The organism is Chelativorans multitrophicus, from assembly GCF_011317445.1.
In the GTDB taxonomy this organism is placed as follows: domain Bacteria; phylum Pseudomonadota; class Alphaproteobacteria; order Rhizobiales; family Rhizobiaceae; genus Chelativorans; species Chelativorans multitrophicus.
The window spans coordinates 496,451-508,404 of record NZ_JAAAPL010000001.1 but is presented as its reverse complement, the minus strand read 5'-3'; the positions used below and the strand labels follow the sequence as shown (position 1 = coordinate 508,404).

The 11,954-nt window shown below is 61.4% G+C and carries 11 protein-coding genes and 1 tRNA gene; 9 read left to right on the top strand and 3 right to left on the bottom strand.

The window, feature by feature from the left end:
• The first annotated feature begins 13 nt into the window (after positions 1-13).
• The 8 genes from nuoN to GNP00_RS02565 all read left to right on the top strand — a co-directional run bounded on the left by nuoN (position 14) and on the right by GNP00_RS02565 (position 8,469).
• Entirely contained in the window at positions 14-1,453 is a 1,440-nt protein-coding gene (nuoN, locus tag GNP00_RS02600) for an NADH-quinone oxidoreductase subunit NuoN (RefSeq protein WP_011580375.1), read from the top strand.
• 1 nt (position 1,454) lies between these two features.
• On the top strand, positions 1,455-2,279 hold the full coding sequence (locus GNP00_RS02595; protein ID WP_011580376.1) for a biotin--[acetyl-CoA-carboxylase] ligase: 825 nt from the start codon (positions 1,455-1,457) through the stop codon (positions 2,277-2,279).
• Positions 2,280-2,352: 73 nt separating this feature from the next.
• On the top strand, positions 2,353-3,960 hold the full coding sequence (locus GNP00_RS02590) for a ribonuclease J (protein WP_246259250.1): 1,608 nt from the start codon (positions 2,353-2,355) through the stop codon (positions 3,958-3,960).
• Between the two features lie 8 nt (positions 3,961-3,968).
• Positions 3,969-4,373: a methylmalonyl-CoA epimerase gene (mce, locus tag GNP00_RS02585; protein ID WP_011580378.1), complete on the top strand. Its 405-nt coding sequence runs from the start codon at positions 3,969-3,971 to the stop codon at positions 4,371-4,373.
• A gap of 147 nt (positions 4,374-4,520) precedes the next feature.
• Positions 4,521-4,790 carry a DUF1467 family protein gene (locus GNP00_RS02580; RefSeq protein WP_011580379.1) on the top strand — a complete coding sequence of 90 codons (270 nt, stop codon included), beginning with the start codon at positions 4,521-4,523 and terminating at the stop codon, positions 4,788-4,790.
• A 380-nt stretch (positions 4,791-5,170) separates the two neighbouring features.
• Entirely contained in the window at positions 5,171-6,499 is a 1,329-nt protein-coding gene (proS, locus tag GNP00_RS02575) for a proline--tRNA ligase (RefSeq protein ID WP_011580380.1), read from the top strand.
• Positions 6,496-7,779 carry a lipoprotein-releasing ABC transporter permease subunit gene (locus GNP00_RS02570; RefSeq protein ID WP_011580381.1) on the top strand — a complete coding sequence of 428 codons (1,284 nt, stop codon included), beginning with the start codon at positions 6,496-6,498 and terminating at the stop codon, positions 7,777-7,779. The genes proS and GNP00_RS02570 overlap by 4 nt, the downstream gene beginning before the upstream one ends.
• Complete coding sequence (locus tag GNP00_RS02565) at positions 7,780-8,469, top strand: ABC transporter ATP-binding protein (RefSeq protein WP_011580382.1); 690 nt, start codon at positions 7,780-7,782, stop codon at positions 8,467-8,469.
• A gap of 30 nt (positions 8,470-8,499) precedes the next feature.
• Here GNP00_RS02565 and GNP00_RS02560 read toward each other — a convergent pair whose 3' ends face one another.
• The 3 genes from GNP00_RS02560 to lipB all read right to left on the bottom strand — a co-directional run bounded on the left by GNP00_RS02560 (position 8,500) and on the right by lipB (position 11,662).
• The gene (locus tag GNP00_RS02560; protein ID WP_011580383.1) at positions 8,500-8,853 is read right to left on the bottom strand and encodes a VOC family protein; all 354 of its coding nucleotides are present in this window, start codon (positions 8,851-8,853) and stop codon (positions 8,500-8,502) included.
• 306 nt (positions 8,854-9,159) lie between these two features.
• Positions 9,160-10,920 carry a gamma-glutamyltransferase gene (gene ggt / locus GNP00_RS02555; protein WP_011580384.1) on the bottom strand — a complete coding sequence of 587 codons (1,761 nt, stop codon included), beginning with the start codon at positions 10,918-10,920 and terminating at the stop codon, positions 9,160-9,162.
• Between the two features lies 1 nt (position 10,921).
• Entirely contained in the window at positions 10,922-11,662 is a 741-nt protein-coding gene (gene lipB, locus GNP00_RS02550) for a lipoyl(octanoyl) transferase LipB (RefSeq protein ID WP_011580385.1), read from the bottom strand.
• Positions 11,663-11,832: 170 nt separating this feature from the next.
• On the opposite strand from lipB, the gene GNP00_RS02545 reads away from it, so the two are divergent.
• A tRNA-Leu gene (locus GNP00_RS02545) sits at positions 11,833-11,917 on the top strand.
• Positions 11,918-11,954: the final 37 nt, after the last annotated feature.

The following is an 11,954-nucleotide window of genomic DNA, read 5'->3' as shown; positions in this document are numbered from 1 at the left end:
GGAAGACTGGCAAATGAACTTTGATCTCGCATCGAGCCTGGCCCTCGCTTTTCCCGAAGTGGCGCTTGCCGTCGGCGCCATGGTGCTGCTGATGATCGGCGTCTTTTCTGGCGAGAGGGCGAACGCCACTGTGACGGGCCTTGCGGTGGCGCTGTTCCTCGCTGCCATCGCCTGGATCGTGGTCTTCCCGGCCGATGGAGAGGCTTTCGGCGGCGCCTTCATCAGCGACCCCTTCTCCCGCTTCATGAAGCTATTGACCCTGATCGGCGCGGCCGTGACTCTCGTCATGTCTGTTGGCTTCGCCAAGGCGGAGAAGTTCGACAAGTTCGAGTATCCGGTCCTGATCATGCTGTCGACGCTCGGCATGCTGCTGATGATTTCGGCCAATGACATGATCTCGCTCTATCTTGGCCTGGAGCTTCAGTCGCTTGCGCTTTACGTCGTGGCCGCGATTAACCGCGACAGCGTGCGCGCGACGGAGGCGGGACTGAAATATTTCGTCCTCGGCGCTCTCTCCTCGGGCATGCTGCTCTACGGCGTCTCGCTGGTCTACGGCTTTACCGGCAACACCGGCTTCGAGGCTATCGCCACTGCCCTTTCGAGCGGCGGTGAGAGGCAGCTGGGCCTCGTCTTCGGGCTCGTGTTCGTTCTGGCCGGCCTGGCCTTCAAGATCTCCGCCGTGCCGTTCCATATGTGGACGCCGGATGTCTACGAGGGTGCGCCAACGCCGGTGACGGCCTTTTTCGCCGCCGCGCCCAAGATGGCTGCCATCGCCCTGCTCATCCGCGTAACGATGCAGGCGTTCGAGCCCATCGCCGTCGATTGGCAGCAGATCGTGGTCTTCATTTCGATCGCGTCCATGCTTCTCGGCTCCTTCGCGGCCATAGGCCAGCGCAACATCAAGCGTCTGATGGCCTATTCCTCCATCGGCCATATGGGCTTCGCTTTGGTCGGGCTTGCCGCCAATTCAGAGGCCGGCGTGCGCGGCGTCATCATCTATATGCTCATCTACCTTGCGATGACGCTCGGCACCTTCGCCTTCATCCTTGCGATGCGCCGCAACGACACCAATGTCGAGCAGATCGACGATCTCGCTGGGCTTGCCTCCACAAATCCCATGATGGCCACCATCATGACGATCCTGATGTTCTCCATGGCCGGCATTCCGCCGCTCGCGGGCTTCTGGGCCAAGTGGTACGTCTTCCTCGCCGCCATCAATGCCGGGCTGGTGGCGCTGGCGGTCATCGGCGTCCTCGCCTCTGTGGTGGCCGCGTACTACTACCTGCGCATTATCAAGGTGATGTGGTTCGATGAGTCCGTCGGAGCCTTCCAGCCGATGGCGGGCGAACTGCGTCTTGTGCTTACTCTATCGGGCGCTTTCGTGCTTCTTTACGTGTTCTTCGGCGGCCCTGTCGGCCGGCTGGCGGAAGCCGCAGCGTCGACGTTCTTTTAAGATGTTCGCGCTCGCGGCTTCGGCTTCTGCCGCAGGGTACCGGCTGGAGGCGCATGAGAGCGTCGGGTCGACAAATGTCTTGGCGCTCGAAAGGGCTGTGAGCGGCGATCCCGGAAAGCTTTGGGTCGTCTCGAAAAACCAGACAAGTGGGCGCGGCAGGCGGGGCCGGACCTGGGAAACGCCTGCGGGCAACCTCGCCGCCACGCTGCTTCTTGCCGACCGGATTGAACCGGGCGCTGCCGCAACGCTCGGCTTCGTGGCCGGATTGTCACTTTCGGATGCTCTGCGTCAGGCCGCGCCGTCGGCGCGGCTCGGCATCGGGATCGATGGCGGCGAGGGGAAGGCAGAGCGCACCCGCTTCGAGCTCAAATGGCCAAATGATGTGCTTGCGGATGGCGCCAAGCTCGCGGGCATCCTGCTTGAATCCTCCGTGCTGGGGGAGGGCCGGTTCGCGGTGGCGATCGGCATCGGCGTCAACATCGTCTCGCATCCCGTCGACACGCCTTACCCGGCGATCTCCCTGCAGGGGCTTGGGGCGGATTGCGATGCCGAACGTCTATTTGAGGCGCTGTCGGCCGCGTGGGTCGAAAATTTTGCTCTTTGGCAAGGGCCGCGCGGCATGTCGGCCATCCGCGACCGCTGGCTGGAAAACGCCGCGGGCCTCGGTTCCACAGTTTCGGTGCGTGCCGATGGAAGAGTGGTGCGCGGGATTTTCGAAACAATCGACGAACAATGCCGGTTCGTCGTAAGGGAGGATAATGGATCGCGGCTGTTGATCGCCGCGGGCGATGTGCATTTCGGCGCCGTGGCGTCGGCAAGGGATTAGAAGAGGAGAGGGCGTGGCGTCCGACGAAGCGGAACTGGTTTTTTGCCCTTTGGGTGGTGTCGGCGAGATCGGCATGAATTTGGCCCTCTATGGTTACGGGCCGCGCGACAATCGCACCTGGATCATGATCGATTGCGGTGTGAGCTTTCCAGGCGAGAACCTGCCGGGCGTCGATCTCATTCTTCCGGATGTCAGCTTCATCGAGGACCAGCTTGAAAATCTCGCGGGCATAATCATCACCCACGCGCATGAGGACCATTACGGCGCGTTGCTGGACCTTTGGCCGCGCCTCAAGACCAATGTGTGGATGACGCCGTTCACGGCAGGCCTTCTCGAGGCCAAACGGCAGGGTGAGGTGAACGCGCCGAAAGTGCCGGTGACGATCTACAAGGCCGGCGAGACCTTCACCGTCGGCCCCTTCGCCATCGAGGCGATCGCCGTCGCCCACTCGATCCCCGAGCCTGTCTCTCTCGCCATCACCACGCCGGCGGGAACGGTGATCCATACCGGCGACTGGAAGATCGATCCCGCGCCCGAACTCGGCCCCAAAACGGACGAGGCACGCTTCCGCGCCCTGGGAGAGAAGGGCGTTCTGGCGCTCATCTGCGATTCCACCAATGCCATGCGCGAGGGTGTTTCCCCCTCGGAGCAGGATGTCGGCCGGGGGCTGAGGGAGGTGATCGAGAAGGCGCCGGGTCGCGTGGCCGTTACCACCTTCTCCTCCAATGTCGGGCGCATCCGCTCGATAGCCGAAGCGGCGCGCGATGCAGGCCGGCAGGTGCTGGTGCTCGGGCGCTCGTTGCAACGCGTCATCGATGTCGCCGACGAGCTGGGATATCTGGACGGATTGCCACCCTTCCTCGTCGAGGAGGATTTCGGTTATATCCCGCGCGAGAACGCGGTGATCCTCTGTACCGGCAGCCAGGGCGAAGCCCGCGCGGCATTGGCAAAGCTTGCGCGCGACGAGATGCGCAATGTGGCGCTCTCGCCGGGTGATACGGTCATCTTTTCCTCGCGCACCATTCCGGGCAACGAAAAGGCGATCCTCACCATCAAAAACCAGCTGATCGAACAGGGGATCAGGGTTGTCGAGGATAGCGACGCGCTCGTTCATGTTTCCGGCCATCCGCGCCGCAACGAATTGAAGCAGATGTATGAATGGGTAAGGCCGCGCATCCTGGTGCCCGTCCATGGCGAGGCCGCCCATCTGGTTGCGCAGGGATCGCTCGGCGCCATGTCCGGAATCCCCGAGGTGGCCCAGGTGAGGAATGGCGGCATGCTGCGCCTGGCTCCAGGTCCGGCCGAAATCATCGACCAGGTTCCGTTTGGCCGCATCTACCGGGACGGCAAGGTGATTGGCACGGACGATGAAGTGGGCGTGCGCGACAGGCGCAAGCTTTCCTTTGCCGGCCATGTGGCTGTCAATGTCGTGCTCGATGACCGCTATGATCTGGCGGGCGATCCAGATCTGGTGGCAATCGGCCTGCCGCAGGCGGACTCTGCGGGTGAGCCGATGGAGGATATCATGCTGGATGCCGCGGTGGGAGCCGTGCGCAGCATCCCGCGCGGCAACCGCAGGGACCTTGATCTCGTGGGCGAGGCGGTGCGGCGCGCGGTGCGTGCGGCCGCCAGTGACGCCTGGGGCAAGAAGCCGATCGTGACGGTCTTTGTCACCCAGTAAGGAGGGAGATGCTCAAGCGGCTCAATCACGTTGCGATCGCTGTGCCCGATCTTGAGGCAGCCGCCGCCACCTATCGTGACGTGTTGGGCGCCACCGTCTCGCCGCCACAGGCCCTGCCTGAGCACGGGGTCACGGTCGTCTTCGTCGAACTCGGCAACACGAAGGTGGAGCTGATCGAGCCGCTGGGCGAAAATTCACCGATCGCCGGTTTTCTCGAGAAGAGCCCGGCGGGCGGCATGCACCACATATGCTACGAAGTGGACGACATCATCGTTGCCCGCGATCGGCTGGTGGCTGGCGGCGCCCGTGTGTTGGGCGATGGCGAGCCGAAGACAGGCGCTCACGGCAAGCCGGTGCTTTTTCTGCATCCCAAGGACTTTTGCGGCACGCTCGTGGAGCTTGAAGAAGTGTGACGGCACGCCGCGCCGTCGGTGGTTTCAAACCGCCGGCTTAGGCGCTATTTATAGAACGGCAGTTTTATAGCTGAACGGCGTAGCCGGGCTCGAAGTGTCGAACCTCCTCACTTGCGAGTGAGTTAGTCCCCACGCATTGGAAAATGAATGACCTGGATTTCGCTCGCGGCAGTTTTCTTCATCGTCTGGTGGATGATGCTGTTCGTTTCGCTGCCTTTCGGCTTGCGCACGCAGGACGACGATCAAGAGGTGGTGTTGGGAACGACGTCCAGCGCGCCACGCGGCCCGCATATGCTGCGCGCAGTGATCCGCACAACGATGCTGACAGTGGCCGTCATCGGTATTTTCTATGTGGTCACGCGTGTGCTCGGATATTCGTTCGACGATATCCCGCAGATCGTTCCTAAACTCCGTTGATCGGGAGTTCTGGGTCAAAAAAAAAGCAAGGCAGAAGCCTTGCAACTAGAACGCGTCCGATCCGCTTCCGTTTTTTTTAAACGGCGGCGGCGAGTAACCGCGCCAGGACCGTATCCTCCCAAGACTTTTGACCGCGTAATGAGAGCGGATTCATTGTTCCACCCTCTTATTTTGTGTCGATAACTTTAGACCAAGTTTTGACTCAATGTCACGCGAAATTTTTCAATTTATGGCCGGGTTTGACGGTATGGTTGATGGCTCTTGCGGGGCAGCTTGCCCATGGATGGTGCGGGTTTTCAATTTGCCTCGAAACCGATAAGAAGCGTCACCGCTCTGGCGGGCAAGACTGATTCCGCCGCCCTCTCGTCACGGATAAACTCATGCGTGTATCGCGTTACTTTTTGCCCATATTGAAGGAGACACCCCGCGAGGCTGAAATCGTCTCGCATAGGCTTATGCTCCGCTCCGGCATGATCCGGCAGCAGGGGGCGGGCAGTTTCTCGTGGCTGCCTCTCGGCAAGCGCGTTCTCGACAAGGTGTGCCAGATCGTCCGCGAGGAGCAGGATCGCGCGGGCGCCCAGGAAATCCTGATGCCCACCATTCAGTCGGCCGATCTATGGATCGAGAGCGGCCGTTACAACGATTATGGCAAGGAGATGCTGCGCATCCGCGACCGGCAGGATCGCGCCATGCTCTACGGACCCACCAATGAAGAGATGGTGACGGATATCTTCCGGGCCTATGTGAAATCCTACAAGGATCTGCCGCTCAATCTTTATCACATCCAATGGAAGTTCCGCGACGAGGTGCGGCCGCGTTTCGGCGTCATGCGCTCCCGTGAGTTCCTGATGAAGGACGCTTACAGCTTCGACCTCGATTACGAGGGCGCCAAGGCGGCCTATAATCGCATGTTCGTGGCCTATCTTAGAACTTTCGCCCGCATGGGCCTGAAGGCTATTCCCATGCGAGCCGATACGGGCCCGATCGGCGGCGATTTGAGCCACGAATTCATCATTCTCGCCTCAACGGGCGAAAGCGAGGTTTTCTGCAATAAGGACTTTTTGGACCTTCCGGTGCCGCCGGCCGATGTCGATTTCACCAATGATGCGGAGATCGGCGGCGTGGTTTCGGAGTGGACCACACCCTATGCGGCGACGGACGAGATGCATGACGAGGCCGCATGGGCCGAGGTGCCGGCGGAAAAGCAGCTTGCCGCGCGCGGCATTGAAGTTGGCCATATCTTCCATTTCGGCACGAAATATTCCAAGCCGATGAACGCGAAGGTGACGGGGCCGGACGGGCAGGAACACTTCGTTTCCATGGGTTCCTATGGCATCGGCCCGACGCGGCTTACCGCCGCGATTATCGAGGCGAGCCATGATGATGGCGGAATTATCTGGCCGGAAAGCGTGGCTCCCTTCGATGTGGCGCTCATAAATATGAAAGTGGGCGATGCGGAATGTGACCGCGTTTGCGAGGAGCTATACGCCGGGATGACGGCGGCCGGTCGCGAGGTGCTTTACGACGACACGGATCAGCGCGCCGGCGCGAAGTTTGCGACGGCTGATCTCATCGGTCTTCCCTGGCAGGTAATCGTCGGCCCGCGTGGAATAGCCGCCGGAGAAGTTGAAGTGAAGAACCGAGCCACGGGAGAGCGTGAGAATTTGCCTATTTCGGCAGTACCCGGGCGGTTCGGCGCGCGTCGATGAGCGGAGCCGAGGCGGCAAAAGGGGGTATTAAACCCTTCTCCTATTTCGAGCGCCTCGTCGCTTGGCGCTATCTGCGCTCGCGCCGCAAGGAAACCGTCGTTTCCGTGATCGCGCTGATTTCATTTCTGGGCATCATGCTCGGAGTCGCCACTCTTATTGTGGTGATGGCGGTGATGAACGGCTTTCGCGGCGAACTCCTGACACGCATTCTGGGCGTGAACGGCCATATCATCGTGCAGCCCGTCGATTCACCATTGAGCGACTATGATGCGGTCGCCGGACGCATCGCCCAGGTGCCAGGCGTGCGTGACGCAATGCCGATCGTGGAGGGGCAGGTGCTTGCCTCCGGTCGCAGCGGAGCCGGTAGCGGCGCGCTCGTCCGTGGTGTGCGTGCTGAAGACCTCACCAAGATCGATCTGGTGGCAAAGAACATTCGTGTCGGCTCGCTGGTCGATTTTGCCGCGGGGCAGGGGGTCGCAATCGGGTCTCGCATGGCGCAGAGCCTCGGACTGGCGGTGGGTGATTCCATCACCCTTGTTGCGCCGGAAGGCGATGTGACGCCCTTTGGCACGACACCCCGCGTGAAAAGCTATCCCGTCACGGCTGTCTTCGAGATCGGCATGTCGGAATATGATGCCTCCATCATATATATGCCGCTGGAGGAGGCGCAGCTCTTCTTCAATGTCGAAGGCCTGGTACAGTTCATCGAAGTATTCGCTGATCATCCCGACAATGTCGGCACCTTGCGTCCACTGGTGGAGGAGGCGGCCATGCGCCCGGTCTCCATTAGCGACTGGCGCCAGCGAAATCAGGTGTTCTTCTCCGCCCTTCAGGTCGAGCGGAACGTTATGTTCATGATCCTGACCATGATTGTGCTGGTGGCGGCGCTCAACATCATTTCCGGCATGATCATGCTGGTGAAGGACAAGAGCCACGACATAGCCATTCTGCGCACGATGGGAGCCACCAGCGGCTCTATCATGCGCATCTTCCTGATGGCGGGTGCTTCGATCGGTGTGGCGGGAACCTTCGCCGGCCTTGTGCTCGGGTCGATGCTCTGCCTGAACGTGGAATCCATCCGGGAGTTCTTCACCTGGTTATCAGGCACGGTGATCTTCGATCCGGAAGTGTATTTCCTGAGCCAGTTGCCCGCCGATATGGAAAGTGGCGAAACCATTTCCGTGGTCTTGATGGCCCTCATCCTTTCCTTCCTTGCAACTCTGTTTCCGGCCTGGCGCGCTTCGCGCCTCGATCCCGTGGACGCCTTGAGATACGAGTAGATGCCGACAAGCGTATTGGAATTGAAGTCGGTCGACCGGCACTATGTTCAGGGACAGAACACGCTCACCATCCTGAAAGCTGCCGATTTCACGCTCGCGCCCGGCGAAATGGTCGCGCTGGTGGCACCTTCCGGGACCGGCAAATCGACGCTGCTCCACATCGCCGGCCTGCTGGAACATCCCGACGGCGGCGATGTCATTGTCAACGGGCAGCCCTGTGCCGGGCTTGCGGACGACCGGAGGACGGAGATACGCCGGAAGGAAATCGGCTTCGTTTACCAGTTCCACCACCTCCTGCCTGAATTCACCGCAATCGAAAATGTGATGATGCCGCAGCTCATCGCCGGTTTGAGCCCTGCGGAAGCCAGGGAGCGCGCCGGCCAGCTTCTCGCTTATATGAAGCTTGGTTCCCGCACCGAGCATCGTCCTTCGGAGCTGTCAGGCGGCGAACAGCAGCGCGTCGCAATCGCGCGTGCAGTGGCCAATGCCCCGCTGGTGCTTCTTGCCGACGAGCCGACGGGCAATCTGGATCCTGTGACCGCGGGCTATGTCTTCGAGGCGCTTGAGGCCATCGTCCGGCATTCGGGCTTGGCGGCGCTTATCGCGACGCATAATGAAGAGCTTGCTGCCCGGATGGATCGCCGCGTGACCCTCTCCGACGGGCGCGTGGTGGAGCTTCCGGCAAAATAAGCTGCCTCCTTGCCCGCCGGCTAATCGCGCTCATTCCGCGTGGACGAGGATGTTGACCAGCTTCCCAAAAGGATCCCGCACGTAAAAGCGGCGCACGCCCCACGGCTCGTCCGCCGGGCCATATTCAATCGGAACGCCTGCTTTTTGCACCCGCTCCAGCGCCGCCTCAAGGTCGTCTACTTCAATAGACAAATCCGGTACTGGCGTGGATGAGCCTCCTTCCGAGGCAAAGCTGACCTGCACCCGCATCTGCTCGTTCGAGCCATAGGTGGTGATCCAGCCATGGTCCATCACCACCTCCAGCCCGAGTATGTCGCCGTAAAAACGTCTGGCCGCGTCAAGCTCGGGCGTGGAAATGTTGGCAACAATGCGCTTGACCCTCATTCATCACCTCACAGCCAATGCTTTCTCCAACCGAGCCCACCTGCACAGCCGGTCCAATGCGGCATCAATTTTGATGCAGTTCGGCACCTGGCTGCAAATCCAGGGTTGACCGGAACATTATCAGAACATATAAGGATCATATCAAGATCTGTTCTGCATTTGTGCACAGGAGAAATCCCATGGCCGACATCATTCATGATATCGCTTCGCTGGTCGCAGTCAGCTCCTTCGTTCTTGTTGCCGTCACCTGGATTCTTGCCCTGTAGCCGCCGTTATTTGCGCGGTGCTGCCCTGCGGATGGACGGCTTAGTCACCTAGCGCCACGCCCTCTCGCCGCGGGTCGGCGCCGCCTTCAAGCCCTTCTGATGTGAAGGCGATGCCGTGCAGGCCGGAATTGAGTTCGCCGGCTTCAACCTCAAAGCCCAATGCTGTGAGGTCATCGGCAAGTTCCTCGGCCGGCGTGCCGGCTTCCAATATATAGGTGCCGAAGCGGTTCGTCAGATGGGGCAGCGAGATGGCCTGCTGCATGTCCATATCCCAGTCGATAAGCGCGATGAGGGTGTTGGCGACATAGGGAATGATGTTGCTGCCGCCGGGCGAACCGAGGGCGAAGACTGGCCTGCCGTCCTGCAACACGACAGTGGGCGACATGGAGGAGCGGGGGCGCTTGCCCGGCTCCACCCGGTTGGCGACGGCCTTTCCGTCCTCCTCCGGGGTGAAGGAGAAATCGGTGAGCTGGTTGTTGAGCAGGAAGCCTGCCGCCATCTGCCGCGAGCCGAAACCATTCTCGATGGAAGTGGTCATTGAGGCGATGTTGCCTGCCTCGTCCACAATGACGAAATGCGACGTCGAGGGCTGCTCCATGTCGATACCGGGGATGCGCAGCTCAGCCTTGTCCCACGGCGGAGTACCGGCCTTGACCTCCTCCGCGGGAAGGGCGGTCGGGCGGCGGATAAGGGACGCGCGGTCTTTTAGATAATCCGGGTTCAGCAGCCCCTGCGGCATGGAGACGAAATCGCTGTCGGCCATGTAAAGCTCCCGGTCGGCGAAGGCGAGCCGGGTCGCGTCTCCGATAATGCGCCAGCTCTCCGGATCGTCCGAGCCGAGCCCTCCAAGGTCGAAATGCGAGACCATGCCAAGGATCTGCCCGATCGTGAGTGCACCAGAGGAGGGCGGCCCCATGCCGCACAGTTCGTAGCCGCGATAGGGCGCGCAGACCGCCGGGCGCTCCCTGACTTCGTATGCGGCGAGATCTTCAAGGCTGAGGAGCCCCGCATTTGTCGGGTGGTTCTGCACGGCAGCGACGATCTTCTCGGCGATCTCTCCGGTATAAAAAGCATCCGCGCCCTTTTCCCCGATCGCCCGCAATGTCTGCGCGTAGTCAGGGTTTTTCAAAAGCGTGCCCTCGTCCAGCGGCTCGCCGTCCGCATCATAGAAGTAGGCGCGCGCAGCTTCCTCCTTATCGAGCTTGCCTTTGTCGGCGGCGATCAGCGCATGAAGCCGTGGCGAGACTTCAAAGCCGTTCTCGGCCAGCGTAATGGCAGGCTGGAAGAGTATGTTCCAATCAAGCGTTCCGTAGCGCTCGTGCGCCTTTTCCATCAGCCGCACCACGCCCGGTGTCCCGACGGAGCGTCCGCCCACGACGGCATCGAAGAAGGCAAGCGGCTCGCCCTTCTCGTCGAGGAAGAGCTCTGCCGTCGCAGCTTCGGGCGCGGTTTCACGGCCGTCGAAGGTGGTCAGCGTTCCATTTTCAGCGTCATACCAGACCAGGAAGGCGCCACCGCCGACGCCGGAGGATTGTGGCTCGACGAGACCGAGCACCGTCTGCACGGCAACGAGCGCGTCGGCCGCGCTGCCGCCCTCGCGCAGGATTTTCAGGCCCGCCTCGGCGGCAAGCGGATTGGCTGCGACGACCATCTGGCGGCGCGCCTTGACGGGCGCCTTTTCCTCCGTACCGCTGGCGATCTCGGGAGCAAGCGTGTCGGCCGCCTGCTGGGCCAGGGCGGGTGTGGCAAGGAGAAGGCCGAGAGCCATTGCGCCCTTGGCGAGTGTTTCTCTTACACCCATGTCAGGCACTCCTTTTCAGGGAATCCGTTTCGAAAAGCGGCTCTGCTGCCCCGAAGACCTCCTCGAACGCTTCCTTTAGCGCAACGTCGAAATCGGCCATGGTGACGGGCAGGCCGAGATCGACGAGGCTGGTGACGCCGAAGCCCGAGATTCCGCAGGGCACGATGCCCGAAAAATGCGCAAGCTCCGGCTCCACATTGACGGCAATGCCGTGAAAGCTCACCCAGCGCCGTAGACGGATGCCGATGGCTGCGATCTTGTCTTCCATGATCGTTCCGTCCGGCAGCGGGGATTTTTCCGGGCGCGCCACCCACACCCCGACGCGTCCCTGCCGGCGCTCGCCACGGATGTTGAAACGGGCGAGGCTGGCGATGATCCAATCCTCCAGCGCGGTGACGAAGGCGCGCACGTCCTCGCGCCGGCGTTTCAGGTCGAGCATGACATAGGCCACGCGCTGACCCGGACCATGATAAGTGTATTCGCCGCCGCGGCCGGTCTGGTAGACGGGCAGGCGATTCGGATCGAGCAGGTCGCCCGGGCTGGCGCTCGTGCCGGCTGTGTAAAGGGGAGGGTGCTCGACCAGCCACACCATCTCACCCGCCGTGCCGGCGCGGATGGCGTCTGCGCGCTGTTCCATGAAGGCAAGCGCCTTTTCGTAGGGAGTAAGGCCCGGTTCGATTCGCCATTCAACCGGTGGCGAGGGGGAATGCGGGATGAAGCGGGTTTGGCTTGTCTGGCTCATGGGCTGATGCTCCGCACTTTCTATGGCCCTGCGACGGCGCGAAGTCGAGAGGGCGGGGGCGCGCGCTGCGGCTTTGTTTTCTTTTTGCATATTTGCATTCGGCAGGCTTGTTTCGCCAGGGGTGATTTGCTACATGCGCCCGTGCCGGTCGTTACCGGCCTTCTTTCCGTGCGGTCGTGGCGGAATTGGTAGACGCGCAGCGTTGAGGTCGCTGTGGGGCAACCCGTGGAAGTTCGAGTCTTCTCGACCGCACCATCTTGTTTTATCAGCCTGTACAACGTTTTTGCTTTTC

Coding starts and splice junctions, on each gene's coding strand:
- lipB (WP_011580385.1), bottom strand. CDS start 11,662: ATGAGCCAGACAAGCCAAACCCGCTTCATCCCGCATTCCCCCTCGCCA.
- GNP00_RS02590 (WP_246259250.1), top strand. CDS start 2,353: ATGAATTTGGCCCTCTATGGTTACGGGCCGCGCGACAATCGCACCTGG.
- GNP00_RS02580 (WP_011580379.1), top strand. CDS start 4,521: ATGACCTGGATTTCGCTCGCGGCAGTTTTCTTCATCGTCTGGTGGATG.
- GNP00_RS02560 (WP_011580383.1), bottom strand. CDS start 8,853: ATGAGGGTCAAGCGCATTGTTGCCAACATTTCCACGCCCGAGCTTGAC.
- GNP00_RS02565 (WP_011580382.1), top strand. CDS start 7,780: ATGCCGACAAGCGTATTGGAATTGAAGTCGGTCGACCGGCACTATGTT.
- mce (WP_011580378.1), top strand. CDS start 3,969: ATGCTCAAGCGGCTCAATCACGTTGCGATCGCTGTGCCCGATCTTGAG.
- GNP00_RS02595 (WP_011580376.1), top strand. CDS start 1,455: ATGTTCGCGCTCGCGGCTTCGGCTTCTGCCGCAGGGTACCGGCTGGAG.
- GNP00_RS02570 (WP_011580381.1), top strand. CDS start 6,496: ATGAGCGGAGCCGAGGCGGCAAAAGGGGGTATTAAACCCTTCTCCTAT.
- ggt (WP_011580384.1), bottom strand. CDS start 10,920: ATGGGTGTAAGAGAAACACTCGCCAAGGGCGCAATGGCTCTCGGCCTT.
- proS (WP_011580380.1), top strand. CDS start 5,171: ATGCGTGTATCGCGTTACTTTTTGCCCATATTGAAGGAGACACCCCGC.
- nuoN (WP_011580375.1), top strand. CDS start 14: ATGAACTTTGATCTCGCATCGAGCCTGGCCCTCGCTTTTCCCGAAGTG.